At 39.9% G+C, this 26,921-nt stretch carries 22 protein-coding genes; 21 read left to right on the top strand and 1 reads right to left on the bottom strand.

Features of this window, described 5'->3' with window-relative positions:
• Positions 1 to 39: 39 nt before the first annotated feature.
• From abc-f to D8854_RS01220, 12 genes are all read left to right on the top strand, one after another.
• On the top strand, positions 40 to 1,941 hold the full coding sequence (gene abc-f, locus D8854_RS01165) for a ribosomal protection-like ABC-F family protein (protein ID WP_125449050.1): 1,902 nt from the start codon (positions 40 to 42) through the stop codon (positions 1,939 to 1,941).
• Positions 1,942 to 1,944: 3 nt separating this feature from the next.
• On the top strand, positions 1,945 to 2,808 hold the full coding sequence (locus D8854_RS01170) for an XRE/MutR family transcriptional regulator (protein ID WP_084925843.1): 864 nt from the start codon (positions 1,945 to 1,947) through the stop codon (positions 2,806 to 2,808).
• Positions 2,809 to 2,888: 80 nt separating this feature from the next.
• Positions 2,889 to 4,067, top strand: a complete 1,179-nt coding sequence (locus tag D8854_RS01175) for an MFS transporter (protein ID WP_125449052.1) — start codon at positions 2,889 to 2,891, stop codon at positions 4,065 to 4,067.
• Positions 4,068 to 4,156: 89 nt separating this feature from the next.
• On the top strand, positions 4,157 to 6,115 hold the full coding sequence (gene ligA / locus D8854_RS01180) for an NAD-dependent DNA ligase LigA (protein ID WP_125449054.1): 1,959 nt from the start codon (positions 4,157 to 4,159) through the stop codon (positions 6,113 to 6,115).
• A gap of 153 nt (positions 6,116 to 6,268) precedes the next feature.
• Positions 6,269 to 8,554, top strand: a complete 2,286-nt coding sequence (gene pulA / locus D8854_RS01185; RefSeq protein WP_125449056.1) for a type I pullulanase — start codon at positions 6,269 to 6,271, stop codon at positions 8,552 to 8,554.
• A 196-nt stretch (positions 8,555 to 8,750) separates the two neighbouring features.
• Complete coding sequence (locus D8854_RS01190; RefSeq protein ID WP_125449058.1) at positions 8,751 to 10,175, top strand: NADP-dependent glyceraldehyde-3-phosphate dehydrogenase; 1,425 nt, start codon at positions 8,751 to 8,753, stop codon at positions 10,173 to 10,175.
• A 269-nt stretch (positions 10,176 to 10,444) separates the two neighbouring features.
• Positions 10,445 to 12,373, top strand: a complete 1,929-nt coding sequence (gene glgB / locus D8854_RS01195; RefSeq protein ID WP_001064524.1) for a 1,4-alpha-glucan branching protein GlgB — start codon at positions 10,445 to 10,447, stop codon at positions 12,371 to 12,373.
• Complete coding sequence (locus D8854_RS01200) at positions 12,363 to 13,505, top strand: glucose-1-phosphate adenylyltransferase (RefSeq protein ID WP_125449060.1); 1,143 nt, start codon at positions 12,363 to 12,365, stop codon at positions 13,503 to 13,505. The genes glgB and D8854_RS01200 overlap by 11 nt, the downstream gene beginning before the upstream one ends.
• Entirely contained in the window at positions 13,495 to 14,634 is a 1,140-nt protein-coding gene (glgD, locus tag D8854_RS01205) for a glucose-1-phosphate adenylyltransferase subunit GlgD (protein ID WP_125449062.1), read from the top strand. The genes D8854_RS01200 and glgD overlap by 11 nt, the downstream gene beginning before the upstream one ends.
• The gene (gene glgA / locus D8854_RS01210) at positions 14,631 to 16,064 is read left to right on the top strand and encodes a glycogen synthase GlgA (protein WP_125449064.1); all 1,434 of its coding nucleotides are present in this window, start codon (positions 14,631 to 14,633) and stop codon (positions 16,062 to 16,064) included. The genes glgD and glgA overlap by 4 nt, the downstream gene beginning before the upstream one ends.
• Positions 16,065 to 16,125: 61 nt before the next feature.
• Positions 16,126 to 16,770 carry a phosphoserine phosphatase SerB gene (serB, locus tag D8854_RS01215; protein ID WP_125449066.1) on the top strand — a complete coding sequence of 215 codons (645 nt, stop codon included), beginning with the start codon at positions 16,126 to 16,128 and terminating at the stop codon, positions 16,768 to 16,770.
• Between the two features lie 9 nt (positions 16,771 to 16,779).
• Positions 16,780 to 17,895 carry a glycerate kinase gene (locus tag D8854_RS01220; RefSeq protein WP_125449068.1) on the top strand — a complete coding sequence of 372 codons (1,116 nt, stop codon included), beginning with the start codon at positions 16,780 to 16,782 and terminating at the stop codon, positions 17,893 to 17,895.
• On the opposite strand, the gene D8854_RS01225 is transcribed toward D8854_RS01220, so the two are convergent.
• Positions 17,892 to 18,338 (bottom strand): DUF1694 domain-containing protein, encoded by a 447-nt coding sequence (locus tag D8854_RS01225; RefSeq protein ID WP_125449070.1) that lies wholly within the window; start codon positions 18,336 to 18,338, stop codon positions 17,892 to 17,894. The two genes, D8854_RS01220 and D8854_RS01225, sit on opposite strands and share 4 nt — an antisense overlap.
• Positions 18,339 to 18,500: 162 nt before the next feature.
• On the opposite strand from D8854_RS01225, the gene eno reads away from it, so the two are divergent.
• The 9 genes from eno to D8854_RS01270 all read left to right on the top strand — a co-directional run bounded on the left by eno (position 18,501) and on the right by D8854_RS01270 (position 26,823).
• Positions 18,501 to 19,805 carry a surface-displayed alpha-enolase gene (gene eno / locus D8854_RS01230; protein ID WP_000022821.1) on the top strand — a complete coding sequence of 435 codons (1,305 nt, stop codon included), beginning with the start codon at positions 18,501 to 18,503 and terminating at the stop codon, positions 19,803 to 19,805.
• 175 nt (positions 19,806 to 19,980) lie between these two features.
• The gene (locus D8854_RS01235) at positions 19,981 to 20,475 is read left to right on the top strand and encodes a YkgJ family cysteine cluster protein (RefSeq protein ID WP_000031476.1); all 495 of its coding nucleotides are present in this window, start codon (positions 19,981 to 19,983) and stop codon (positions 20,473 to 20,475) included.
• Between the two features lie 204 nt (positions 20,476 to 20,679).
• Positions 20,680 to 21,516 (top strand): AraC family transcriptional regulator, encoded by an 837-nt coding sequence (locus D8854_RS01240; RefSeq protein WP_125449072.1) that lies wholly within the window; start codon positions 20,680 to 20,682, stop codon positions 21,514 to 21,516.
• A gap of 183 nt (positions 21,517 to 21,699) precedes the next feature.
• Positions 21,700 to 22,611 (top strand): peptidase, encoded by a 912-nt coding sequence (locus D8854_RS01245; protein ID WP_125449074.1) that lies wholly within the window; start codon positions 21,700 to 21,702, stop codon positions 22,609 to 22,611.
• 124 nt (positions 22,612 to 22,735) lie between these two features.
• A complete protein-coding gene (locus D8854_RS01250) occupies positions 22,736 to 23,278 on the top strand; it encodes a ClbS/DfsB family four-helix bundle protein (protein WP_125449076.1) in 543 nt (180 codons plus the stop codon).
• A 287-nt stretch (positions 23,279 to 23,565) separates the two neighbouring features.
• Positions 23,566 to 24,069 carry a hypothetical protein gene (locus D8854_RS01255; RefSeq protein WP_125449078.1) on the top strand — a complete coding sequence of 168 codons (504 nt, stop codon included), beginning with the start codon at positions 23,566 to 23,568 and terminating at the stop codon, positions 24,067 to 24,069.
• 381 nt (positions 24,070 to 24,450) lie between these two features.
• Positions 24,451 to 25,155 carry a DNA-entry nuclease gene (locus D8854_RS01260; protein WP_125449080.1) on the top strand — a complete coding sequence of 235 codons (705 nt, stop codon included), beginning with the start codon at positions 24,451 to 24,453 and terminating at the stop codon, positions 25,153 to 25,155.
• 25 nt (positions 25,156 to 25,180) lie between these two features.
• Positions 25,181 to 25,873 (top strand): YjjG family noncanonical pyrimidine nucleotidase, encoded by a 693-nt coding sequence (locus D8854_RS01265; RefSeq protein ID WP_125449082.1) that lies wholly within the window; start codon positions 25,181 to 25,183, stop codon positions 25,871 to 25,873.
• A 38-nt stretch (positions 25,874 to 25,911) separates the two neighbouring features.
• Entirely contained in the window at positions 25,912 to 26,823 is a 912-nt protein-coding gene (locus D8854_RS01270) for a hypothetical protein (RefSeq protein WP_125449084.1), read from the top strand.
• The last annotated feature ends 98 nt before the right edge of the window (positions 26,824 to 26,921 follow it).

Genomic DNA, 26,921 nt, shown 5'->3' on the forward strand with positions numbered 1-26,921 from the left:
AGTCTTGAACCCCTTAGGGAAACATGCTATACTACCTATATGATTATTTTACAAGCTAATAAAATTGAACGTTCTTTTGCAGGCGAGCTTTTGTTTGATAATATCAACCTGCAAGTAGATGAACGAGACCGAATTGCTCTTGTTGGAAAAAATGGTGCTGGTAAGTCCACACTTTTGAAGATTTTGGTTGGAGAAGAGGAGCCAACTAGTGGAGAAATCAATAAGAAAAAAGATATTTCTCTGTCTTATCTAGCCCAAGATAGTCGTTTTGAGTCTGAAAATACCATCTACGATGAAATGCTCCATGTCTTTGATGATCTACGTCGGACTGAGAAGCAACTTCGTCAGATGGAACTGGAGATGGGTGAAAAGTCTGGCGCTGAATTGGATAAACTGATGGCGGATTATGATCGTTTGTCTGAGAATTTTCGCCAAGCAGGTGGCTTTACCTACGAAGCTGATATTCGAGCTATTTTGAATGGATTTAAGTTTGATGAGACTATGTGGCAGATGAAAATTGCTGAGCTTTCTGGCGGTCAAAACACCCGTCTGGCTCTAGCAAAAATGCTCCTTGAAAAGCCTAATCTCTTGGTTTTGGACGAGCCAACCAACCACTTGGATATTGAAACCATAGCCTGGTTGGAAAATTACTTGGTAAACTATAGCGGTGCCCTCATTATTGTTAGCCACGACCGTTATTTTTTGGATAAGGTTGCTACGATTACGCTCGATTTGACCAAGCATTCTTTAGACCGTTATGTGGGAAATTACTCTCGTTTCGTTGAACAAAAAGAGCAAAAGCTAGCAACGGAAGCTAAGAACTATGAAAAGCAGCAGAAGGAAATCGCTGCTCTGGAAGACTTTGTCAATCGTAATCTAGTACGAGCTTCGACAACCAAACGTGCCCAATCTCGCCGGAAACAATTGGAAAAAATGGAGCGTTTGGACAAACCTGAAGCTGGTAAGAAATCAGCCAACATGACCTTCCAATCTGAAAAAACGTCTAGGAATGTTGTCCTGACAGTTGAAAATGCAGCCATTGGCTATGATGGGGAAATACTCTCAGAGCCAATCAATCTCGACCTTCGTAAGATGAATGCTGTTGCCATCGTAGGACCAAATGGTATTGGGAAGTCAACCTTTATCAAGTCAATAGTAGATCAGATTCCTTTTATCAAAGGAGAGAAGCGATTTGGTGCCAATGTCGAGGTTGGTTACTATGACCAGACTCAAAGCAAGTTAACACCTAGTAATACTGTCCTGGATGAACTCTGGAATGATTTTAAACTGACACCTGAAGTTGAAATCCGCAACCGTCTTGGTGCCTTCCTTTTCTCAGGAGATGATGTCAAAAAGTCAGTCGGAATGCTGTCTGGTGGCGAGAAAGCTCGTTTACTTCTTGCCAAACTTTCAATGGAAAACAATAACTTCTTGATTCTTGACGAGCCGACCAACCACTTGGATATTGATAGCAAGGAAGTGTTAGAAAATGCTCTGATTGATTTTGATGGAACCCTTCTTTTCGTCAGTCACGACCGTTACTTTATCAATCGTGTAGCCACTCATGTTTTGGAATTGTCTGAAAATGGCTCAACTCTCTACCTTGGAGATTATGACTACTATGTTGATAAAAAGGCTGAAATGGAAGTCAGCCAGACAGAGGAAGCTTCAACTAGCAATCAAGCAAAAGAAACAAGCCCAGTTAATGACTACCAAGCTCAGAAAGAAAGTCAAAAAGAAGCCCGTAAGCTCATGCGACAAATCGAAAGTTTGGAAGCTGAAATCGAAGAGTTAGAGAGCCAAAGTCAAGCCATTTCTGAACAAATGCTGGAAACCAACGACGCCGAAAAACTCATGGAATTGCAGGCTGAACTGGACAAAATTAGCCATCGTCAGGAAGAAGCTATGCTTGAGTGGGAAGAATTATCGGAGCAGGTGTAAGAAATGGAACATCTTGGAAAGGTATTTCGTGAATTTCGAACAAGTGGGAAATACTCCTTAAAAGAGGCGGCAGGTGAATCATGTTCAACCTCTCAGTTATCTCGCTTCGAGCTTGGGGAGTCTGACCTAGCAGTTTCTCGTTTCTTTGAGATTTTGGACAATATTCATGTGACTATCGAAAATTTCATGGACAAGGCTAGAGATTTTCAAAATCATGAACATGTTGCCTTGATGGCACAGATTATTCCGCTTTACTACTCAAATGATATTGCAGGTTTTCAAAAGCTTCAAAAGGAACAGCTCAAGAAAGCGAAGAGTTCGACCAATCCCCTCTATTTTGAGCTGAATTGGATTCTGCTACAAGGTCTGATTTGTCAAAGAGATGCTAGTTACACGATGAAGCAGAGTGATTTGGAAAAGGTAGCAGATTATCTTTTTCAAACAGAAGAATGGACCATGTATGAGTTGATTCTTTTCGGAAATCTCTATACTTTCTACAATGTGGACTATGTGGCTCGGATTGGCAGAGAAGTCATGGAGCGAGAAGACTACTACAAGGAAATTGGTCGGCATCGTAAACTTGTTTTGATTTTAGCTCTTAACTGTTACCAGCATTGTTTGGAGAACCGTTCCTTTGCGGATGCGGACTATTTTGAGGGCTATGTGGAGAAGTTGATTGGAAATGGTATCAAGCTTTATGAGCGTAATATCTTCCATTATCTCAAAGGTTTTGCCCTCTACCAGAGAGACTTGAAAGAAGAAGGTTGTAGTCAGATGCAGGAAGCCATGCATATTTTTGATGTTCTTGGACTTCCTGAGCAAGTGGCTTACTATCAGGAACATTATGAAAAATTTGTAAATCCTTAAATTTCCCAAATAAGGGAAAAATAAAGAGACTCCTTTCAGTTTTGATACAATAGTTTCAAAATTTGAGAGGAGCTTTTTATATGAATCGACATGCAATCCAGTTGATTAGTCGTGGTGCGATTAATAAGATAGGAAATATGCTCTATGATTATGGAAACAGTGTTTGGTTAGCATCAATGGGGACGATAGGACAGACTGTTCTTGGGATTTATCAGATTTCTGAACTCGTCACATCGATTCTGGTCAATCCCTTTGGCGGAGTGATTTCAGACCGCTTTTCGCGTCGCAAAATTTTGATGACGACGGACTTGATTTGTGGTATTCTCTGCTTAGCTATTTCTTTCATCAGAAATGATAGCTTGATGATTGCTGCTCTGATCTTCGCAAATATTGTTCAGGCTGTTGCCTTTGCATTTTCTCGTACAGCCAACAAAGCCATTATAACTGAGGTTGTAGAGAAAGACGAGATTGTGACCTACAATGCTCGCTTAGAGCTCATTTTGCAGGTTGTAGGCGTTAGCTCCCCTGTACTTTCTTTCCTCGTTTTACAATTTGCCAGTCTCCATATGACGCTTGTTTTAGATGCCATTAGTTTTTTCATCGCATTTACATTAGTAGCTTTTCTTCCCAAAAAAGAGATTCAGTTACAAGAGAAAAAGACTTTCAGTTGGAAAAATATTTTTGCTGATATGAAAGAAGGGATTCGCTATATTTGGCGCCAGCAAGAGATCTTTTTCCTTTTGCTAGTAGCTTCCAGTGTTAATTTTTTTTTTGCAGCTTTTGAATTTCTCCTCCCTTTTTCAAATCGACTATACGGGGTAGAAGGAGCTTATGCAACTATTTTGACTATGGGCGCTATTGGTTCAATTATTGGAGCTCTTCTAGCTAGCAAAATAAAGGCAGGTGTTTATAATCTTTTGATTCTATTGGCTTTGACTGGAGTTGGAGTTTTTATGATGGGGTTACCACTGCCAACTTTTCTTTCCTTTTCTGGAAATTTAGTTTGTGAACTGTTTATGACGATATTTAACATTCACTTTTTTACTCAGGTTCAAACCAAGGTTGAGGGGGAATACTTGGGAAGGGTACTAAGCACAATTTTTACCTTAGCCATCCTATTTATGCCGATTGCAAAAGGCTTTATGACGGTGTTGCCAAGTGTTCATCTCTCTTCTTTTCTGATCATTGGAAGCGGGGTTATTATTCTGTCTTGTCTATCCCTCGTTTATGTGCGAAATCGTTTTGAAAAAGAGTTATAATTTCTCTTTTTAAGAAAATATTACACTACAAACCATTTTTCAGTCCTTCTCTATTGTGAGGAGGGCTTGCTTTGTGGTAAAATGGTTTTATGAATGAAAGAATGAATGAGTTAGTTGCCTTGCTCAATCGCTATGCGACCGAGTACTATACGAGTGACAATCCCTCGGTGTCAGATAGCGAGTATGATCGCCTCTACCGAGAGTTGGTCGAATTGGAAGCTACCTATCCAGATCAAGTTTTAGCGGACAGTCCGACCCATCGCGTTGGTGGTAAGGTTTTAGATGGTTTTGAAAAATACAGTCATCAGTATCCTCTTTATAGTTTGCAGGATGCTTTTTCACGTGAAGAGTTAGAAGCTTTTGATGCGCGTGTTCGTAAGGAGTTAGCCCATCCCACTTATATCTGTGAGCTGAAAATCGATGGTTTGTCTATCTCACTTACGTATGAAAAGGGGATTTTTGTCGTTGGGGCGACACGTGGAGATGGTTCTATTGGTGAGAATATCACAGAAAACCTCAAGCGTGTCAAGGACATTCCTTTGACCTTGCCAGAAGAACTTGATATTACCGTTCGTGGGGAGTGTTACATGCCACGCGCTTCTTTTGACCAGGTCAACCAAGCACGTCAAGAAAATGGAGAGCCTGAATTTGCCAATCCCCGTAATGCAGCAGCAGGAACCCTCCGTCAGTTGGATACAGCAGTAGTGGCCAAGCGTAATCTTGCGACTTTCCTCTATCAAGAAGCAAGCCCTTCTACTCGTGATAGCCAAGAAAAGGTTTTGAAGCATCTTGAACAGCTTGGCTTTGTAGTTAATCCTAAACGAATTCTGGCTGAAAGTATAGATGAGATATGGGATTTCATTCAAGAAGTTGGACAAGAACGGGATAATTTACCTTATGACATTGATGGGGTGGTGATCAAGGTCAATGACCTAGCAGGTCAAGAAGAGCTTGGTTTTACTGTTAAAGCGCCCAAGTGGGCAGTCGCCTACAAATTTCCTGCTGAAGAAAAAGAAGCCCAGCTCCTTTCAGTTGACTGGACAGTAGGTCGTACGGGTGTTGTGACCCCGACTGCCAATCTAACACCTGTTCAGCTTGCTGGGACAACTGTTAGCCGTGCAACCCTACACAATGTAGATTATATCGCTGAAAAGGATATCCGCAAAGATGATACGGTTATTGTCTATAAGGCTGGAGACATCATCCCTGCTGTCTTGCGTGTTGTAGAGTCTAAACGTATTTCTGAAGAAAAACTAGATATTCCATCAAATTGTCCAAGTTGTGACAGTCAGTTGCTTCACTTTGAAGATGAAGTAGCCCTGCGTTGTATCAATCCTCGCTGCCCTGCCCAAATTATGGAAGGCTTGATTCACTTTGCCTCTCGAGATGCCATGAATATAACAGGGCTTGGTCCATCTATCGTTGAAAAACTTTTTGCTGCTAATCTGGTTAAGGATGTGGCAGATATTTACCGTTTGAAAGAAGACGATTTCCTCCTTTTAGAAGGTGTCAAGGAAAAATCTGCTTCTAAACTGTATCAGGCTATTCAAGCATCAAAGGAAAACTCTGCTGAAAAGCTCTTGTTTGGTCTGGGCGTTCGCCATGTCGGAAGTAAGGCTAGTCAGCTCTTACTCCAACATTTCCACTCTATTGAAAATCTAGCCCAAGCTGATCCTGAGGAAGTAGCAAGTATCGAGAGCTTGGGTAGTGTGATTGCTCAAAGTCTTCAGACTTATTTTACTACAGAAGGATCGAAGATTCTCTTAGATGAGTTGAAAGAAGCTGGAGTCAATCTGGACTACAAAGGACAGACAGTAGTAGCAGATGCGGCCTTGTCAGGTTTGACCGTTGTACTCACGGGGAAATTGGAACGTCTCAAACGCTCAGAAGCAAAAAGTAAACTCGAAAGTCTAGGTGCCAAAGTAACAGGCAGTGTATCCAAGAAAACGGATCTTGTCGTAGCAGGAGCAGATGCAGGAAGCAAACTCCAAAAAGCACAAGAACTAGGTATCGAAGTTCGCGATGAAGCTTGGCTAGAAAGTATGTAATGATAGTAGAAAACTAGGTGTCAGATAATCTGAAACTGTCTCTCCTGATGTGTTTTAACATGGTTAAAATCTGTTATCCATCGTGATGAAATGCCAACTGAATCCATCAGCACCAAATAAAATTAAAATAGAAATTAGAAATTAGGAAAAAACATGTACAATTATCCCGTTCTACTCCATTTTCATAGAAAAAATGGAGATTATTCAGCTTGCTCATTTAGCACAGACCGAGATGAAAACAAAAGCTCTTTAACTTCAGAGACCACTTATTTTGGTCTTCAGTTTTCTTTTACCGTGACCAGTCAGGAGAAGGTGGATAGTTTCACCTTCAAAGCCGAGATAGATGGTGTATTAAAAGAATATCTTGTACGTTTTAACTACTATCCCTTGCTGACAGAAGCATGGATTTTAGAGGGAGACGAGACTGTGTATTATTCAGAAAACCCAGCTATTGCTAGTCCATATTATAAGGATCAGAATCCATTTGCCTTTGATAAAGCCATCCATAGCGCAAGCTTTGATCATCACTGGGGATATCAGGGAGACTTGGGCTGCCAAGGATCTGATTCCCAGACCAGTTTTAAACTCTGGGCTCCAACAGCTACAGCTGTTCAGGTGGTTGTCTATGAAAACACTAGTAACGATGCACCGATTTGGAAAACCTTTAATCTTGAACGTGGGAATAGCTATTCATACAGCCATAAGTACAATACTATTGGTGTTTGGAGTCTAGATCTGGATGAAAATCTTGCAGGTAAAGCTTATCAGTATCAGATTGAGTTTCCACACCACCAGACTTTGACACGAGACCCTTATACTATCGCTACAAGCCCTGACGGAAAACGTTCTGTAATTCTATCTCATGAAGAGAGACAGGTAGAAGGCTTTGAAGTCAAACATGGTACGAAAGCTTCTTGGCGTTTGGAAAATCCTTGTAAAGCAGTTATCTGTGAGATGCATATTCGTGATTTTACAAAATCACCAACATCTGGTGTTCCAGAAAACCTTCGAGGAACTTTCCTTGGGGCTGCCCAGACTGGAACAGTTAACCAGTTTGGTCAAGCAACAGCCTTTGACTATATCAAAGAACTCGGCTGTAATTATGTTCAGCTCCAACCAATCTTTGATCGTCATAAGGAATACGACGAGGATGGAAATGTAACCTATAACTGGGGTTATGACCCTCAAAACTATAATGCACCAGAATCAAGTTTCTCTAGCAATCCAGATGATCCTGGTCAGGTTATTCGAGATTTGAAGACCATGATTCAAGCCTATCATGATGCAGGAATTGGTGTCATTATGGATGTCGTTTACAACCATACCTTCTCAACGGTTGATGCACCTTTCCAAACAACTGTTCCTGATTATTACTATCGTATGAATCGTGATGGAACTTTTCAAAACGGTACGGGAGTAGGAAATGAAACCGCAAGTGAACACGAGATGTTCCGCAAGTATATGATTGATTCCATCCTTTATTGGGTGAAAGAATACAATATTGACGGTTTCCGTTTCGACTTGATGGGCATTCATGATGTCAAAACTATGCAGGCAATTCGTTGGGCACTGGATGAGGTCGATCCGCGTATTATCACTTATGGAGAAGGCTGGGATATGGGAACAGGTCTTGCTCCTTATGACAAGGCTAAGAAGGACAATGCCTACCAGATGCCAAATATCGGTTTTTTCAACGATAATCAGCGTGATGCGGTCAAAGGAGGAGAAGTTTATGGTTCAATCAAGTCAGGATTTGTAAGTGGCGCAGCTACAGAGCCAATCGTCGCCAAGGCTATTCTTGGTAGCCGAGAATTGGGATCTTATCTCAGTCCAAACCAAGTTCTCAACTATGTTGAAGCTCATGACAATTACAATCTTCATGACTTGCTAGCAACCCTTCATCCTGATAAGAGTTCCGACCAGATTATGCGCAAGGTTGAGACAGCGACAGCTATGAATCTTCTCATGCAAGGAATGGCCTTTATAGAACTAGGTCAAGAGTTTGGTCGAACTAAGTTGGTTCCAACTGGTGAACATGGAGAACTAACTCCTGCAGACCGAGAACGTGCTATGAATAGCTATAATGCTTCGGACAGTGTTAACCAAGTCAACTGGGATCTGATCAATGAACGCCAAGACAGCATCGAGTTTATTCGTCAGATTATCCGCCTAAAAACGCAAATCAGTGCCTTCTCTTATCCAACATATGAAGAAATTTACCGTCATGTCTTTGTTCACACGGCTGCTGAAAATAGTGGCTGGATTGTTTACGAGATTCACGGTGGATCAGAACATCTATTAGTGGTATTTAATGCTAAGGGAACCTCCTTCTACTTTGAAAATGCAGGTAAGCTTGAAATGTTCCTTACCAACAGTCGTTCAAAACAAGAAAATGTTATTGATGACATTAGTGTCGCAGTTTTAAAAGTGCTCTCATAAATTAATGTAGTAAAAAGGGTTAGATTATCTAATCCTTTTTGTCATTTATGAGGTTTTTAATGAAGAGTAGAATTAAGTTTCAAATAATTTGAAGGATCAAGATTGTGAAAAAAATCTCAATTTTTTCACAAAAAGGGTTGTAATTTTCTGAAAATTTGATAAAATAAGTCTTAATCATTTTCAGGAGGAAGAGAATTTGACAAATTATCAGAATTTAGTGAATGGAAAATGGAAATCATCAGAGAAGGAAATTGCCATCTGTTCTCCCATCAATCAGGAAAAGCTGGGAACAGTACCCGCAATGAGTCAGGCTGAAGTAGATGAGGCTATGAAAGCAGCGCGTGCAGCTCTCCCAGCATGGCGTGATTTAGCACCCGTTGAGCGTGCAGCCTATTTGCATAAGACAGCAGACATTTTGGAACGTGATAAAGAAAAAATTGGTACAATTCTTGCCAAAGAGGTTGCTAAAGGGATAAAAGCAGCCATTGGAGAAGTAGTACGTACAGCAGATTTGATTCGTTTTGCTGCAGAAGAAGGTCTCCGTATCACTGGACAAGCAATGGAAGGTGGCGGTTTTGAAGCTGCAAGTAAAAACAAACTAGCCGTTGTCCGTCGTGAGCCAGTTGGTGTCGTTTTAGCTATCGCGCCATTTAACTATCCAGTTAACCTTTCTGGATCTAAGATTGCTCCGGCTTTGATTGCAGGGAATGTCGTCATGTTTAAACCGCCAACACAAGGATCTATCTCAGGTCTGTTATTAGCCAAGGCTTTTGATGAGGCAGGTATTCCAGCAGGAGTATTTAATACGATAACTGGACGAGGTTCTGAAATCGGTGACTATATCATTGAACATAAAGAAGTTAACTTTATCAACTTTACTGGCTCGACTCCAATTGGTGAGCGAATCGGTCGTTTAGCTGGAATGCGTCCTATCATGCTTGAACTTGGTGGGAAAGATGCAGCTATTGTTCTCGAAGATGCAGACTTGGAACACGCAGCTAAACAAATCGTCGGTGGAGCCTTTAGCTATTCAGGACAACGTTGTACTGCCATCAAGCGTGTCTTGGTTGTGGAAAGTGTAGCGGATAAATTGGCTGAATTACTTCAAGCAGAAGTTGCTAAGCTAACCGTTGGTGACCCATTTGACAATGCTGATATCACACCTGTTATTGATAATGCTTCAGCTGATTTTATCTGGGGATTGATTCAAGATGCGCAAGGTAAAGGTGCCAAAGCGCTCAGTCCAATCAAACGTGAGGGCAATCTCATTTGGCCAGGACTTTTTGATTATGTCACAAGAGATATGAAATTAGCATGGGAAGAACCGTTTGGTCCTGTTCTGCCAATTATCCGTGTTTCCGATGCAAATGAAGCGGTAGCAATTGCCAATGAATCTGAGTTCGGTCTTCAATCATCCGTATTCACAAATGACTTTAAAAAAGCGTTTGAAATCGCTGAAAAACTTGAAGTCGGTACTGTTCATATTAACAATAAAACGCAACGTGGGCCAGATAATTTCCCATTCCTTGGTGTAAAGGGTTCTGGTGCAGGAGTGCAAGGGATTAAATACAGCATTGAAGCAATGACAAATGTCAAATCCATTGTTTTTGATGTGAAATAATTTATAAAATCAGGAATTTAGCTTCCTGATTTTTATTTTTACTAAAAAATCCAGTTAAAAATTGAAAAATAACGAATGTTTTGGTATTATACTAAGAAAATATATGTAAATTATTCTTTTCTCTCTGAAATGAGTGAAAGCTTAGTTAAGATATTTTTTCCAAAATTTTCAAGATATTTTTTAAGAAATTCCGTAAACTGCTTGAAAGTTCTTTTAAAAGATAGTATAATAGAATTATAGAAAACGCTTACAAAAAGAAAGGGGATTGGATGAATAATCAAGAAGCATTGAGAACCTTCACTACTGGAGAAAATTTTCATCTCCAGCACTATCTAGGAGCACATAAAGAGGAAAAAGACGGAGAAATTGGTTTTACTTTCCGTGTTTGGGCACCTAATGCTCAGGCTGTGCACTTAGTTGGTGATTTTACAAACTGGACAGAGCACCAAATTCCTATGGTACGGAATGAATCGGGTGTTTGGGAAGTCTTCACAAGTCTGGCTCATGAAGGGCAGATTTATAAGTATCATATCACGCGTGCAAATGGGCACCAGATTATGAAAATTGATCCATTGGCGGTTCGTTTTGAAGCCCGCCCAGAGACTGGAGCCATCCTGACTGATATTCCAGAGAAAAAATGGAAAGATGGTCTTTGGCTAGCTAGGAGAAAACGCTGGGGCTTTTTTGAGAGACCAGTCAATATTTATGAAGCCCACGCTGGATCTTGGAAGAGAAATCCAGATGGTAGTCCATACAGCTTTGCACAACTCAAGGAAGAACTCATTCCATACCTTGTTGAGATGAATTACACTCACATCGAGTTTATGCCTTTAATGGCTCACCCGCTTGGATTGAGTTGGGGCTATCAGCTTATGGGTTACTTTGCTATGGAGCACTCTTATGGGCGACCAGAGGAATTCCAAGATTTTGTTGAGGAATGTCATTTAAACAATATCGGTGTAATTGTGGATTGGGTTCCAGGTCATTTTACCATCAACGATGACGCCCTTGCTTATTACGATGGAACACCAACTTTTGAATACCAAGACCACAACAAGGCCCATAACTACGGTTGGGGAGCTCTTAACTTTGACCTTGGGAAGAATGAAGTCCAGTCCTTCTTGATTTCTAGCATTAAATTCTGGATTGACTTTTATCATTTAGACGGTATTCGAGTGGATGCAGTTAGCAATATGCTCTACCTAGACTATGATAATGCTCCTTGGACTCCAAACAAAGATGGTGGCAATCTCAACTACGAAGGCTACTATTTCCTTCAACGTTTAAACACTGTTATCAAGTTAGCTCATCCAGATGTGATGATGATTGCAGAAGAAAGTTCATCAGCAACAAAGATTACTGGTATGAAAGAAATGGGCGGTCTAGGATTTGACTACAAGTGGAATATGGGGTGGATGAACGACATTCTCCGTTTCTACGAGGAAGATCCGATTTATCGTAAGTATGATTTTAACTTGGTAACCTTCAGCTTCATGTACGTTTTCAATGAAAACTACCTCTTACCATTTTCACATGATGAAGTCGTACATGGTAAGAAGAGCATGATGCACAAGATGTGGGGTGATCGCTACAATCAATTTGCAGGACTACGCAATCTCTACACTTATCAGATTTGTCATCCAGGTAAGAAACTCTTGTTCATGGGAAGCGAATATGGTCAGTTCTTAGAGTGGAAGTCTGAGGAACAGCTAGAATGGTCTAACTTGGAAGATCCAATGAATGCTAAGATGAAGTACTTCACTTCTCAACTCAATCAATTCTATAAAGAGCATCGTTGCCTTTGGGAAATTGACACCAGCTACGATGGTATCGAAATTATCGATGCGGATAATAGAGATCAGAGTGTCCTTTCCTTTATTCGTAAGAGTAAAAAGGGTGAAATGCTAGTCTGTGTCTTTAATATGGCGCCTGTTGAACGAAAAGACTTTACAATCGGACTTCCTGTCGCAGGAGTTTATGAAGAAGTTTGGAATACAGAATTGGAACAATGGGGTGGTGTCTGGAAAGAATACAACCAAACGGTTCAAACTCAAGAAGGATTATGGAAGGATTATGAGCAGACTTTGACCTTCACCTTGCCAGCTATGGGGGCAAGTATCTGGAAGATTAAACGTCGCTTGAAACCAACTAAAACTGTCACAAATAAAACCCAAAAAGGAGTAGAAAATGAAGAATGAAATGCTAGCTTTGATCCTTGCCGGTGGGCAAGGAACACGTCTCGGAAAACTCACTCAAAGCATTGCCAAACCAGCAGTGCAATTCGGTGGGCGCTACCGTATCATTGACTTTGCTCTTTCAAACTGTGCTAACTCTGGGATTCACAACGTCGGTGTTATTACGCAGTATCAACCTCTTGCCTTGAACAACCACATCGGAAATGGTTCGAGCTGGGGACTAGATGGCATTAATACAGGTGTTTCTATCCTTCAACCCTACTCTGCAAGTGAAGGAAACCGTTGGTTTGAAGGGACTAGCCACGCTATCTACCAAAACATTGACTACATCGACAGTGTTAACCCAGAATATGTTTTGATCCTTTCTGGTGACCATATTTACAAGATGGACTATGATGACATGCTCCAATCTCACAAGGACAACAATGCCAGTTTGACAGTAGCTGTCTTGGATGTACCCCTCAAAGAAGCTAGCCGTTTTGGTATCATGAATACTGACGCAAACAATCGTATCGTCGAATTCGAAGAAAAACCAGCAGAACCTAAGTCTACTAAAGCTTCTATGGGAATCTATATTTTTGACTGGAAACGTCTACGCAACATGCTAGTAGCTGCTGAAAAGAACAAGGTAGATATGTCAGACTTTGGTAAAAACGTTATTCCAAATTACCTTGAGTCTGGAGAAAGCGTCTATGCTTATGAATTCAAAGGCTACTGGAAAGACGTTGGTACTATCGAGTCTCTATGGGAAGCAAATATGGAATACATTGATCCAAATAACGCTTTGGATAGTCGTGATCGTCAGTGGAAAATCTACTCACGGAACTTGATTTCACCACCAAACTTTATTGGAAAACACGCTCATGTAGAAGATTCTTTAGTTGTGGATGGCTGTCTCGTGGATGGAACTGTTAAGCATTCTATTCTCTCAACAGAAGCGCAAGTACGTGAGGGTGCTGAAGTAGTAGACTCTGTAATCATGAGTGGTGCCATTATCGGAAAAGGTGCAAAAATTAAACGTGCCATCATTGGTGAAGGTGCTGTTATTTCTGAAGGTGTCGAAATTGATGGAACAGACGAAGTACAAGTAGTAGGATATGATGAAGTAGTGGGGGTAGCAACAGATGAAGATTGATAAATATTCAGCCATTTTAGGAAACACCGTTGGTTTTCACGATATGTCAACTTTGACAGATCATCGTCCAGTAGCCAGTTTGCCATTTGGAGCAAAATATCGTTTGATCGACTTCCCTCTTTCTAGCCTTGCAAATGCTGGTGTTCGTAGTGTCTTTGGGATTTTCCAACAAGACAATATCAGTTCAGTCTTTGACCACATTCGTTCAGGACGTGAGTGGGGCTTATCTACCCTTCTCAGTCACTACTATCTAGGTATTTATAATACGCGTGTTGAAAGTAGCACAGTTGGGAAAGAATATTACCAACAGCTTCTCACTTATTTGAAACGTTCAGGATCAAATCAGACGGTTGCACTTAACTGTGATATCGTGGTGAATATTGACCTCAATCAAGTATTCCATTTACATACTACTGCCGGTCGTCCGATTACAGTTGTTTATAAGAAATTACCTAAAAAGGATATTTCAGATGTTAATGCCATCTTGGAAGTCGATGAAACAGACCGTGTTCTTTCTCATAAACTTTTTGATGCCAAATCAACAGATGAACTTTTCAACATGTCTACAGATATATTCGTCGTTGATACTCCGTGGTTGATTAAGCGTTTGGAAGAAGAAGTTCAAAAAGAATACCCAGAAAAATTACGCTATATTTTACGTGAGTTGGCAGCTAAAGAAGGTGCTTTTGCTTATGAATACACTGGCTACCTAGCCAATGTTCACTCTGTTCAATCCTATTATCAAGCCAATATTGATATGCTAGAGTCTCAAAAATTCTACTCTCTCTTCTCACCTAACCAAAAGATTTATACTAAGGTTAAGAATGAAGAACCAACTTACTATTCAAACACCTCTAAGGTAAGTACTTCGCAGTTCGCCTCTGGTAGTATCATAGAGGGTGAAGTAGTTCAGTCAGTCCTATCACGTAATATTCACGTTCATAAGGATAGTCTAGTTAAAGACAGCCTTCTCTTCCCACGTGTTGTGATTGGCCAAGGTGCCCAAGTTGAGTATGCAATCTTGGACAAAGGGGTTGAAGTTGCTGACGGTGTCGTTATTCGCGGTACTGCAGAACACCCAGTTGTAGTCAAAAAAGGCGAAAAAGTTACAGAGGATATTCATTCATGAAAATTTTATTCGTAGCAGCAGAGGGTGCGCCCTTTTCAAAAACAGGTGGTTTGGGAGATGTCATTGGCGCTCTTCCAAAATCACTGGTAAAGGCAGGGCACGAAGTTGCGGTTGTCTTACCTTACTATGACATGGTAGAGGCTAAATTCGGCGACCAGATTGAGGATGTTCTTCACTTTGAAGTGAGTGTAGGATGGCGTAGACAGTACTGTGGTATTAAGAAGACCGTCTTGAATGGTGTTACCTTCTACTTCGTAGACAATCAAACGTATTTCTTCCGAGGTCATGTTTACGGAGATTTCGATGATGGTGAACGTTTTGCCTTCTTCCAACTGGCTGCTCTTGAAGCCATGGAGCGAATTGATTTCATTCCAGATATTCTCCATGCCCATGATTATCACACCGCTATGATTCCTTTTCTCTTGAAGGAAAAATACAGATGGATTCAGGCATATCAAGGAATCAGAACCGTTTTAACTATTCATAATTTGGAATTCCAAGGTCAATTTTCTGAAGGAATGTTGTGGGATTTGTTCGGTGTAGGATTTGAACGGTATGCTGATGGAACCCTTCGTTGGAATGACTGTCTTAACTGGATGAAAGCAGGTATTCTCTACGCGGATCGTGTCTCAACCGTATCTCCTAGCTATGCACATGAGATTATGACTAGCCAATTCGGTTGCGGTTTGGACCAGATTCTTCGTATGGAGTCAGGTAAGGTTTCAGGTATTGTCAATGGTATTGACGCAGATCTTTATAATCCTGAGACAGATCCACTTTTAGACTATCATTTTGATAAGGATGACTTGTCAGGAAAAGCACAAAACAAAGCAAAATTGCAAGAGAGAGTTGGGTTACCTGTGAGAGCAGATGTTCCGCTAGTTGGGATTGTCTCTCGTTTGACGCGCCAAAAAGGCTTTGATGTCGTTGTAGAAAGCTTGCATCGTTTCTTACAGGAGGACGTTCAAATAGTCCTTTTAGGAACAGGTGACCCGGCTTTTGAACATTCTTTCTCTTGGTTTGCTCAAGTCTATCCAGACAAGCTATCAGCAAATATCACTTTTGACGTCAAACTCGCTCAAGAAATTTACGCAGCCTGTGATCTCTTCCTCATGCCGAGTCGTTTTGAACCATGTGGTTTGTCTCAAATGATGGCTATGCGCTACGGAACTCTACCATTGGTTCATGAGGTTGGTGGATTGCGTGATACGGTTCAATCCTTCAATCCGATCGAAGGAACTGGTACTGGATTTAGCTTTGATAATTTAACACCTTACTGGCTCAACTGGAGTTTCCAAACAGCCTTGGATGTTTATAGGTATCAGCCGGACGTTTGGAAAAATCTACAAAAACAAGCTATGGAATGCGACTTCTCATGGGATACAGCCTGCAAATCTTACCTGGACTTGTACCATAGTTTAGTCAACTAATAGATAAAATCGTATGATTCTTTCATACGATTTTTGGGCTGTTTAGAGAAGAGGAAAAGTGATGACTCAAGTAAAAGGCTTGTGTGTCATGGACGTTGATGGCACCCTGATAGCAGAGGAAGTAATTGATCTTTTAGGAAGAGAAGCAGGTTGTGAAGCAGAAATTTCAGAGATTACCAATCAGGCAATGCGAGGTGAACTAGACTTTGAAAGGAGTTTACGAGCGAGAGTCGCATTGTTAAAAGGTCTTCCGATTTCGGTCTTTGATATTGTCTTCAAATCCATCCATCTTTCCCAAAATGCTCAAGAATTTATCTCCATACTTCAAAAGAATGGTATTCTAGTCGGTCTAGTGTCTGGTGGATTTACACCAATAGTTGAGAGATTAGCAAAATCCCTCGGTATCTCCTATTTCTTCGCCAACCAGTTGGAAGTCAGAGATGACTTTTTAACAGGTAAATTAGTTGGTGAAATTGTGACAGCCCAAGAAAAACAAGCTGCTCTTGAGAAATGGAGAAAAGACCTAAAACTTCCCAAAGAAAGAACGATTGCTATCGGTGATGGTGCCAATGACCTCTTGATGTTAAAATCAGCAGGACGTGGTATAGCCTTTTGTGCCAAGGAGGTCGTAAAAGCTGAGGTAGCTTGTCATGTAGATACGAGGAATTTTTTGGAAGTTTTACCTTTGATTGATTTCTTAGAATGAGAGGGAACTATGAAAATTGTAATTGCACCCGATTCTTTTAAAGAAAGTTTGACGGCAGAAGAGGTCGCTCAAGCTATAAAAAGAGGATTCCAAAAATCGATAGCAGATGTAGAATGTCTGCTCTGTCCTGTTGGTGATGGTGGGGAAGGAACTGTAGACGCTATTCGCCATTCTCTTGAACTCGAAGAAAAATGGCAAGAGGTGACAGGACCTTTTGGCCTAAAAGAATCAATGCGCTACTTTCAAAAAGGTCAAATAGCGCTCTTTGAAGTTGCTGACTTGGTTGGTTTAGGAAAGATTCCGCAGGAGAAACGAAACCCTCTTCACATCCAAACTCAAGGTATTGGAGAGTTGATTCGCCATCTCATTGATCAAGGGATGAAAGAAATCTATATCGGTGTAGGTGGTACGGCTAGTAATGATGGCGGGATAGGTATTGCTGCTGGTTTAGGTTATCGTTTTTATGATAAGAGTGGAAAAGAATTGCCAGCTTGCGGTCAGACTTTGCTTGAGTTCGAGTCAATTTCTGACAGTGAATTATATAGGATTCCTGAAGATGTGAAAATCCGCATTTTAGCAGATGTCGCGAGCCCTTTATGTGGTCATCAAGGGGCAACCTATACATTTGGAAAACAAAAGGGCTTGGATCCTGCTTTGTTTGAGACAGTAGATTTGGCTATACAGCGGTTCTATGAAAAATTTTCACCATCAACCCTGTCTCTTAAAGGAGCAGGAGCAGGAGGCGGGATTGCTGCGGGTCTCTGTGCCTTTGCTGAGGCCAGTATCGTATCTGGGATTGACACTTGCTTAGATTTGATTGACTTTGACCAGAAGGTTGCAGGGGCCGACTTGGTTATCGTTGGTGAAGGTAGACTGGACAGTCAAAGCTTTGCTGGAAAAGCTCCTATCGGCGTAGCAAAAAGAACCCCTAGCGGAGTTCCTGTTATTGCTATTTGTGGAAGTCTTGCTAACGATTTGCCACCCCTACCATTCGAAAATATAGAAGCAGCATTTTCTATTCTAGAGAAAAGTGAGTCTTTGGAAGACAGTTTGAAAAATGCAAGTCTCTATTTGGAGCACACAGCTACTAATATTGGTCGTTTGTTAAATTTGAGAAAGGATTAACTAAACCATTTTTTCCAGACGGACTTTTTAGGTGGATCTGCCTTTTTCTCTTCCCAAAGACTTGAAAATGCAAGTCTAAGGTCCTTTTCGTCCACTTGAACAGGCTCATTTGTATGAATGACAAGACCAAAAGGAGAGGTGATATGATCATCTGAAACAATAGTCGCCTGACAGTTGCTTTCCTTTGCTTGTTTTAAGTAAAAGACCTGTTTGTCAAACTCGATATTTGGTGAGATTTTCACAAAAAGCATCTCTACCTTTTCTTGAAAAACCTCCAAAATAGAGAAAAAACCATGTTCTAATTCAGGACTATTGGCAGTACTGATATCAGCGTAGCCAAGAACTCTTTCCTCAAAAGTCCCGAGATAGCGGCGTTGTTCGTCAGGGTTTAATTTCGGTCCACCATGAGCTTTTTCTAGTAGTTGTTTTGATAAATCTGTCATAAAAACAGTATATCACAAAAATCGCAAGAAAACAGACAAAAGAAAGCGATTACTTTATAAAGTTAAGGAAAATTTGCACAAAGATAACGTTTTTTCTTGAAAAACGCTTATTTTTAAGGTATCATAGAGGTGTAAAAAATTTAACTCAAAGGAGAGTAAAAAATGTCAATTATTACTGATGTTTACGCTCGCGAAGTCCTAGACTCACGCGGTAACCCAACACTTGAAGTAGAAGTTTATACTGAATCAGGTGCTTTCGGACGTGGTATGGTTCCATCAGGAGCTTCTACTGGTGAACACGAAGCAGTTGAACTTCGAGACGGTGACAAATCTCGTTACGGTGGTCTTGGTACACAAAAAGCTGTTGACAACGTAAACAACATCATCGCTGAAGCTATTATCGGCTACGATGTACGTGACCAACAAGCTATTGACCGTGCTATGATCGCACTTGACGGTACTCCTAACAAAGGTAAATTGGGTGCAAACGCAATCCTTGGTGTGTCTATCGCTGTAGCTCGTGCTGCTGCTGACTACCTTGAAATCCCACTTTACAGCTACCTTGGTGGATTCAACACTAAAGTTCTTCCAACTCCAATGATGAACATCATCAACGGTGGTTCTCACTCTGACGCTCCAATCGCTTTCCAAGAATTCATGATCGTACCTGCTGGTGCACCATCATTCAAAGAAGCTCTTCGTTGGGGTGCTGAAATCTTCCACGCTCTTAAGAAAATCCTTAAATCACGTGGTTTGGAAACTGCCGTAGGTGACGAAGGTGGATTTGCTCCTCGTTTCGAAGGAACTGAAGACGGAGTTGAAACTATCCTTGCTGCTATCGAAGCTGCTGGTTATGTTCCAGGTAAAGACGTATTTATCGGATTTGACTGTGCTTCATCAGAATTCTACGATAAAGAACGTAAAGTTTACGACTACACTAAATTCGAAGGTGAAGGAGCTGCTGTACGTACTGCTGCAGAGCAAATCGACTACCTTGAAGAATTGGTAAACAAATACCCAATCATCACTATCGAAGATGGTATGGATGAAAACGACTGGGATGGATGGAAAGCTCTTACTGAACGTCTTGGTGGTAAAGTTCAATTGGTTGGTGACGACTTCTTCGTAACAAACACTTCTTACCTTGAAAAAGGTATTGCAGAAGGTGCTGCTAACTCAATCCTTATCAAAGTTAACCAAATCGGTACTCTTACTGAAACATTCGATGCTATCGAAATGGCGAAAGAAGCTGGTTACACTGCCGTTGTATCACACCGTTCAGGTGAAACTGAAGATTCAACAATCGCTGATATCGCAGTTGCAACTAACGCAGGACAAATCAAGACTGGTTCACTTTCACGTACAGACCGTATCGCTAAATACAACCAATTGCTTCGTATCGAAGACCAACTTGGTGAAGTAGCTGAATACCGTGGATTGAAATCATTCTACAACCTTAAAAAATAAAATAGTTCAGTGAACTATTTTATCCCGAACCTTGAAATTCAAAAGTTTGGCCGTTGATTTAACAACGTTTGAAGCCCCTCGGATTTTATCCGAAGGGCTTTTTTATGTGCAATATTCAAAAATGGAAAATGACTTATGGTATAATAGACAAAAACACTTGTATTAGAAAGCAATTATGTCTAAAGAAATTGATATTGAGTATTACCACCAGCTAGCCTTGCAAAAACAGAAGGAGCATCGTAAAGTTTTAGCTAATCTAAAGAAAAAGCCACCAAAGAATCTAGATAAGATTGCCCAGCAGATCCACCAAGAAGTCTTTGCTGAGATTGATTGTACTGCCTGTGCTAACTGTTGCAAGACTTTGGGACCAGACTTTAAAGAGGCAGACATCACCCGTATTGCCAAGTATTTTAAGATGAAATTACCAGCTTTTGAAGCAGAATTTCTGCAGGTGGATGAAGATGGGGATAAGGTTTTTAAATCTATGCCTTGCCCCTTTCTAGGAGGAGACAATCTCTGTTCTATCTATGATGTTCGTCCAAAGGCCTGCAGGGAATTTCCCCATACAGACCGTAAAAAGATTCATCAAATCAACCATTTAACGATTAAGAATACTTTGACCTGCCCAGCAGCCTATCTCTTTGTTGAGAAATTAAAGGATAAGTTATAGAAATTTACACCTTTAAATCTTGTACAAAGATTCTAGGGCGGAAGTATCTGATCTCTGTTAGACTATAGGATAGAATTGAACACGGCCTAGAAGCTATGCGAAAAAGACAAAATTTCCTAGGACTAGAAGATCCAGCGTTAATTTTCCTATTTTCACTTTGCTTTTAATGACCTTTGTATCTTGTGGAGGTAAGAAAAGAAGAATATGATGCATCAATTCAATCAAACCATGGATTATTTGGAGCAGCAGCTGACTGGAGAGGTGGATATGAAAAGATTTCAGCAGTTATCGGGCTATTCTTATGCTCTCTTTAGCAGGCTATTTTCTATCCTGGCAGATATGACATTAGCAGAATACTTGCGCAATCGCAGGTTATCAGAAGCTGTGACGGACTTGCGAGAAAGCTCTGAGAAAGTCATTGACATAGCGTTGAAATACGGCTACGACTCTGCGGATGCCTTCAGCGCAGCTTTCAAGAAATTCCATGGGGCAACTCCCTCAGAAGTTCGAAATGGAAAACCTTATCGGGTCTTTCCTAGACTTCGATTATCCTTAAAAATCACAGGAGGAAAGAACATGGATATCAAAATTCAAAAGAAACCTGCATTTACCGTGGCAGGCGTCCTATTGGAAGCTATTGACAATAGTCAGTGCCCGTCTGCTTGGGAGCAACTCTATGCTAATCACAGCGTTGAAAACCTAGAAAGTTTGGGTAGTGGCCAATCCTTTGGTGTCTGCTCCGATGTCAAAGAAGGCGAAATCATCAACTACATGGCAGCTTATGATGTGACGGATAAAACTAAAGCAGAAGAACTAGGTCTGTCAATCAAAGACATTCCGGAAGGAGAATATGCTATCGTCCCAGTCAAAGGCCCTATACCAGCTAGCATTCATAATGCTTGGAAGTATGTTTTGGAAGTCTTTTTCCCAGAAACTGGCTATCGCCACTCAGGAGCGCCAGACATTGAAGTCTATACTGAAGGAGACATGTCATCACCTGACTATCAAATGGAACTCTGGATACCAGTGATTAAGAACTAGATAATTTTCTGACATTTTATAAAGATGCAAACCTAACTCTGTAGAAAGAATCTCTACAGAGTTTTTAATTGTTGACATTCATGTCCGTAAATTAAACATACCATATTTTTTGTTTGGATTTTATGGGGCATGCGAATAGTTTTCTCGGTATAATAGTCCCATAGAAGATAAGGAGGCATGAATATGCAGATGTATTTTGGAGATGTGTCACTTTGCTATAGCTATTCATTGGCAATGGCACTGGATAGCTATGGCCATGACTTTAAAGCAGACTTTCTAGAGGCAATTATGGTAATGGGCAATGGCGCTAGTATCGTAAGGGAAGATGACCAGCACCCTCTAGTATTCTTTGATAACGGAATGCCAGATCTTTCTATCTCTCATTCTTTAAAAATACTTGGATTTGACTATGAGGACTTCTATCTAAAGGATGGAGCGGAAGTAGATTTGGAAGAGATTAAAAGAAAGTTGGAAACCTTTCTGTCCAATGGGCCTGTCGTACTGGGACCTCTTGATATGGGGCATCTGACCTACAATCCCAATCACACAATCCTTTATGGTGTGGATCATTTTGTAACCGTGTATGGCATTGATGATCAGTATCTCTATTTGCATGATCCAGCTGGTTTTGCCTGTATGAAGGTTGCTTTTAATGACATCTTAGAAGCCTGGAAGGCAGAGGCTATTGACTATAAGCGCGGAGCCTACTCCATGTGGGGAAATTTTAAGAAGGTCAAGAGTCCGAGTCAGACTGAAATCTATCAAGAAACAGCAAGGATTATGAAGAACCGATATCTGAATGGCCAAAACGGTGTTTTGGAATGCTATGCAAAAGCAGTTGCTGAAAATGGCTTAAATACAGAGCAAAAACAACTGCATCAGTATTTCAGCTTTAAACTTGCTGCTGTTCGAAATCTCTATCTCAGTAAGTTCTTAAAAGTGCATGATCCAGAAGGGGCAAGGTTAAAAGAGGAATTGGCTACTCTATTTGGCCAAGCCCACCTTTCATGTTTAAAAGAAGATTACCAAGAACTATCCCGCTTGCTCTATCAGATAGCAGAATTGGATGGTCTCTTTAAAGATTTATATGTATAGTAGTGACTCTAAGCATTAAAAAATAGTCAGTAAAAGCAGTTTTTCGTAAAGAACTGCTTTTTGATTATGGTATAATGAAGTGAGGAAATAGCATATCCAACTAAAAAATGAAGGGAGAACTCCTATGCCTAGACCAAGAACGAAAGAAGAATTAGTGTTAGCCTCTAAGGAAAACTATGAAAAGCTCAATCACTTTATATCTAAATTAAGTGAAGAGGAACTACAGACTCCTTTTGATTTTTCAAAAGACCAAAAGAAAAAAGAAGCTCACTGGAAAAGAGATAAAAATCTACGGGATGTTCTGATCCATCTCTATGAATGGCATCAGTTACTTTTGACCTGGGTACATTCCAATCAAAAGGGTCATGAAAGACCTTTTCTCCCTGAACCTTATAATTGGAAAACTTATGGGGAAATGAATGTCGCTTTTTGGAAGAAGCACCAGAGAACGTCCTTAGAAGAAGCAACCAAACTCCTCAATCAATCGCATGAAGAGGTTTTAGAGTTGATGGAAGGCTTCAGCAATGACGAATTGTTCACAAAAGGTGTCTATAAGTGGACGGGAGGAACAAGTCTAGGTTCCTACTTTGTGAGTGCCACTTCCAGTCACTATGACTGGGCTATTAAAAAGCTCAAAGCTCATCAGAGAAATTGTAAGAGTAGCTAGTTGAAGTGCTATTGAAATTCACCAAAGGTTCTTCTAAGCTTCGAATAGCTTCATTCTCGTGATTTTTGAACAATTCTAGCTTTAGAATCCTTCAAAAATTAAAATTTAAGGCTATCATAGACTTAGAATAAACCTAAAACATTTATTTTAATGTAATTCTAAGTTTAGAATTACAATGATATTAAAGTAATAGAGCTGTTCGATGCTTAGAATGTCTTGATTCTGTGAAATTTTGACTATAAACTACTGGTTCGAATGGCTTTTTTCTAATATAGGATGATAGATAGATGGGGGAGATGATGAACATACAAAAAGAGAAAGTTAGAAAAGTGTTGGTGTCCCTTTGTTTGGGAGAGTTCACAGCCGTCCTATCCTTTTGGTTGTGTTTTTTCCTTTTGAAAAATCGACTTGGTGATTGGAATAGTCTAGCAACCATTCTCTATCCTTTGTCTTTACTGACATTTATTTTGCTTCAAGGTTCAATCTATTGGGCAATTTTGATTAGAAGACTGTCGAATCCCCAGTTCGGAAGTGGAAGTGTGCCCAAACTATATGTTGGTTTCAGAATACTAGACCTTGTTTTACTTATTTCAGGCTTTCCTTTTATTGTCTGGAATACACAGAGTTTCCAAGTGGCTATTATAGCCACACTAATACAGCTTTTTGCCCTTATCGAATGGGTTAATTATTTCCTCGTACGCCTATCTTATAGTTTGAACCTACTTTTATTATGTAAACGAATTACCAAGGGAAAACTTGAAAAGAGCAGAATAGCCAAGGAGTTGAGGTAGAGGAGTCCAGTATTGGAAATTTTGAGTCCTTTAAATCAATTCAGATTATTTACAGTATGAAGAAATCATAACAGATTTCAATGAAAAACTATGGCATACATTTTTAGAGCAAGTAGTCATCACCGATAATAAAACCGCAATCTTTACTTTCAAAAATGGGCAGGAAATAGAATTATGATTTCTTGCCCACTTTTTCTTTTGTTTACGGATGAATAGAGGGGGGTGAAAACACTATATGATAGTCTAATTCCATCAAAAAAATTAGGGTAGAACAAAAGTGTTGGGATAAATTCATAAAAGTAAAATTGAATTAGTTTCGAAGTTTTATCTACTTATATGTTATAATAAGGTTGTTAGTTTGTTTTTAATAGGAGTAGAAATATGGGTTACCCTCACCTTCATCAGGCAGTATATAGTATCACAGAATCTGTATTGGAACAATTAGAAATTGATGATATAGAAAAATTAAAAAAATTTTATAATGGTTATGGAAGTTTTGATTTACCTAATTTTGTAAATTTTGATACAAAAATCTTTGAAAAACTGCCAAACCTAGATGAATTTGCTCGAAATATAGAGAAATCGTCCAGATTCACTATTGGACAAGCATTACTTTCACACAAAACGATTGCAAAAAATACTTCAAAAGGAAAAAGTCAATTCAAGGGATCAATATTTCATACTGGTCATTTACTAGCATATATGTTGATAGGTAACTTGCCTGAAACAGAATTTAATTCACGAAAAACAAATCTTGAAAATGTTGTACCTCTAACACCGTGGGCAAACGGTAGAGGTTTTAAATTAAATACAAGCTACGGCAATTCTCAACGTGTTTATGAGCAACTAATCAAAGATAGTATTACTGAATCTGAAACCGACTTTAGGGTTTTTTATCAAGTTGAGGCAATCTATGATAATGATTTAGAAAATGTACCACGAGGTATACTTCTTCAAGCAATATCAAATAATAAAAATCACTTAAGGGAGTTACATGTATTTGTTCCTAATGTGAAATACGGAAGAAATAATGGTATTGATTATTCAGATTGGAAATTAAATCAAGAATTACTGATATCTATGTAAATTGGCTACTCAGAAAGGAAACTCAATGCCCTACAAATTTCTACTCTTCGACCTTGACCACACCTTACTTGATTTTGATGCTGCTGAGGATGTGGCTTTGACGCAACTTCTAAAGGAAGAAGGAGTTGCGGACATTCAAGCCTATAAAGACTATTATGTTCCTATGAACAAGGCTCTCTGGAAGGACTTGGAACAAAAGAAAATCAGTAAACAAGAACTGGTTAACACGCGCTTTTCTCGTTTATTTGCCCATTTTGGACAGGAAAAAGACGGTACGTTACTTGCCCAGCGTTACCAATTTTATCTCGCTCAGCAGGGACAAACTCTTTCGGGCGCTCATGAACTCTTGGACAGCCTCATCGAACGTGATTATGACTTGTATGCTGCGACAAATGGCATTACTGCCATTCAGACAGGACGTTTGGCTCAATCAGGTCTGGCTCCCTATTTCAACCAAGTCTTTATCTCCGAGCAATTGCAAACGCAAAAACCTGATGCACTATTCTATGAAAAAATCGGTCAGCAGATTGCTGGATTTAGTAAAGAAAAGACGCTGATGATTGGAGATTCCTTAACGGCTGATATTCAAGGTGGCAATAATGCAGGGATTGACACTATCTGGTATAATCCTCATCACCTCGAAAATCATACACAAGCCCAGCCGACCTATGAAGTTCATTCTTACCAAGACTTGCTGGAATGTTTGGATCAATTTTAAAAAGTAGGAAAAATTAAAAGCAGAGGAGTAAAGAAGTTATGGGAACATGGAGCGCAACCATTTTTGGTAATGATACTTCCTTGGATATTAAGGATGAATTTTTCGAGAGATACAATAGAGGAAAAGAGCCAGCTACTATCAAAAATGACTTGACAATGGATTTAGACGATGACGATAGATATAATGTCTTGTTCGCTCTGGCGCATTGTATGTGGGAAGTTGGACAATTAGATGATGGATTCTTACTTGAAATCAAAGAGATTATTGATAAAAAGGAAGATTTGGCTCTTGCCCAAGAATTAGGTGCAGATAGTAAATTTTTAAAACAGAGGAGTGCAAATCTGGAAAATTTTTTAGAAAAAATTAGTGTCAAAAAAGAAAAGCCTAAAAAAAGAATTGCTCCGCCTGTTCCTGTCGAAAGTAAATATAGGAATGGTGCTGTGATGGTGTTTCAATATGAAGACGATGTATATGGTTCGTTGATAGCCGCAGATGGAGCCTTTTTTGACAAGGAAACCTATTATGCTTATCTACTGACTGATATTAAAATTCCTAGAAAACCCACCATGAAAGATGTGCGAGAAGCACGGATTATCGATCCAAGTTTTCATAGCCAAGAATACAATTCATTTCGAGACTCGAAGTATTACTATACCTTTGTAAATTGTATTTCAGGGTATTTAAAAAGTTCTGCAACGAAAAGATTTGAAAGATATAATGATAGTTTTTTTGAAATTATTGGCTATCTTTCTGATTGGGGGAGTTGCTGTAGCGCAGCTTCTGTAGGATTTGATTATTATAGACAAAAATCGAGTGATGAGTTTAAGACGAGTGTCACAAGAGAATTGAATAAAAGATTTAATGAAAATCTAAATATCCGAACTGAGATGACTATCGATGAGATTGACCAAGAATTTATCCTTTCTAATGCTTCACAAGATGGTAAGTAGTCACTTTCAAATGGAGATTCTTTTCAAAAATTCTCGAAATATTTGTAGAAACTAAAAAAGTGGTTTAGATAGCCACTTTTTGCTATAATAGAGGCAGT

It is taken from the genome of Streptococcus mitis (genome assembly GCF_003943905.1).
Lineage (GTDB): Bacteria > Bacillota > Bacilli > Lactobacillales > Streptococcaceae > Streptococcus > Streptococcus mitis_BC.

What these genes read in the sequence shown, in the direction of transcription:
- abc-f (WP_125449050.1), top strand. Translation starts at nt 40, where the DNA reads ATGATTATTTTACAAGCTAATAAAATTGAACGTTCTTTTGCAGGCGAG.
- D8854_RS01170 (WP_084925843.1), top strand. Translation starts at nt 1,945, where the DNA reads ATGGAACATCTTGGAAAGGTATTTCGTGAATTTCGAACAAGTGGGAAA.
- D8854_RS01175 (WP_125449052.1), top strand. Translation starts at nt 2,889, where the DNA reads ATGAATCGACATGCAATCCAGTTGATTAGTCGTGGTGCGATTAATAAG.
- ligA (WP_125449054.1), top strand. Translation starts at nt 4,157, where the DNA reads ATGAATGAAAGAATGAATGAGTTAGTTGCCTTGCTCAATCGCTATGCG.
- pulA (WP_125449056.1), top strand. Translation starts at nt 6,269, where the DNA reads ATGTACAATTATCCCGTTCTACTCCATTTTCATAGAAAAAATGGAGAT.
- glgB (WP_001064524.1), top strand. Translation starts at nt 10,445, where the DNA reads ATGAATAATCAAGAAGCATTGAGAACCTTCACTACTGGAGAAAATTTT.
- D8854_RS01200 (WP_125449060.1), top strand. Translation starts at nt 12,363, where the DNA reads ATGAAGAATGAAATGCTAGCTTTGATCCTTGCCGGTGGGCAAGGAACA.
- glgD (WP_125449062.1), top strand. Translation starts at nt 13,495, where the DNA reads ATGAAGATTGATAAATATTCAGCCATTTTAGGAAACACCGTTGGTTTT.
- glgA (WP_125449064.1), top strand. Translation starts at nt 14,631, where the DNA reads ATGAAAATTTTATTCGTAGCAGCAGAGGGTGCGCCCTTTTCAAAAACA.
- serB (WP_125449066.1), top strand. Translation starts at nt 16,126, where the DNA reads ATGACTCAAGTAAAAGGCTTGTGTGTCATGGACGTTGATGGCACCCTG.
- D8854_RS01220 (WP_125449068.1), top strand. Translation starts at nt 16,780, where the DNA reads ATGAAAATTGTAATTGCACCCGATTCTTTTAAAGAAAGTTTGACGGCA.
- D8854_RS01225 (WP_125449070.1), bottom strand. Translation starts at nt 18,338, where the DNA reads ATGACAGATTTATCAAAACAACTACTAGAAAAAGCTCATGGTGGACCG.
- eno (WP_000022821.1), top strand. Translation starts at nt 18,501, where the DNA reads ATGTCAATTATTACTGATGTTTACGCTCGCGAAGTCCTAGACTCACGC.
- D8854_RS01235 (WP_000031476.1), top strand. Translation starts at nt 19,981, where the DNA reads ATGTCTAAAGAAATTGATATTGAGTATTACCACCAGCTAGCCTTGCAA.
- D8854_RS01240 (WP_125449072.1), top strand. Translation starts at nt 20,680, where the DNA reads ATGATGCATCAATTCAATCAAACCATGGATTATTTGGAGCAGCAGCTG.
- D8854_RS01245 (WP_125449074.1), top strand. Translation starts at nt 21,700, where the DNA reads ATGCAGATGTATTTTGGAGATGTGTCACTTTGCTATAGCTATTCATTG.
- D8854_RS01250 (WP_125449076.1), top strand. Translation starts at nt 22,736, where the DNA reads ATGCCTAGACCAAGAACGAAAGAAGAATTAGTGTTAGCCTCTAAGGAA.
- D8854_RS01255 (WP_125449078.1), top strand. Translation starts at nt 23,566, where the DNA reads ATGGGGGAGATGATGAACATACAAAAAGAGAAAGTTAGAAAAGTGTTG.
- D8854_RS01260 (WP_125449080.1), top strand. Translation starts at nt 24,451, where the DNA reads ATGGGTTACCCTCACCTTCATCAGGCAGTATATAGTATCACAGAATCT.
- D8854_RS01265 (WP_125449082.1), top strand. Translation starts at nt 25,181, where the DNA reads ATGCCCTACAAATTTCTACTCTTCGACCTTGACCACACCTTACTTGAT.
- D8854_RS01270 (WP_125449084.1), top strand. Translation starts at nt 25,912, where the DNA reads ATGGGAACATGGAGCGCAACCATTTTTGGTAATGATACTTCCTTGGAT.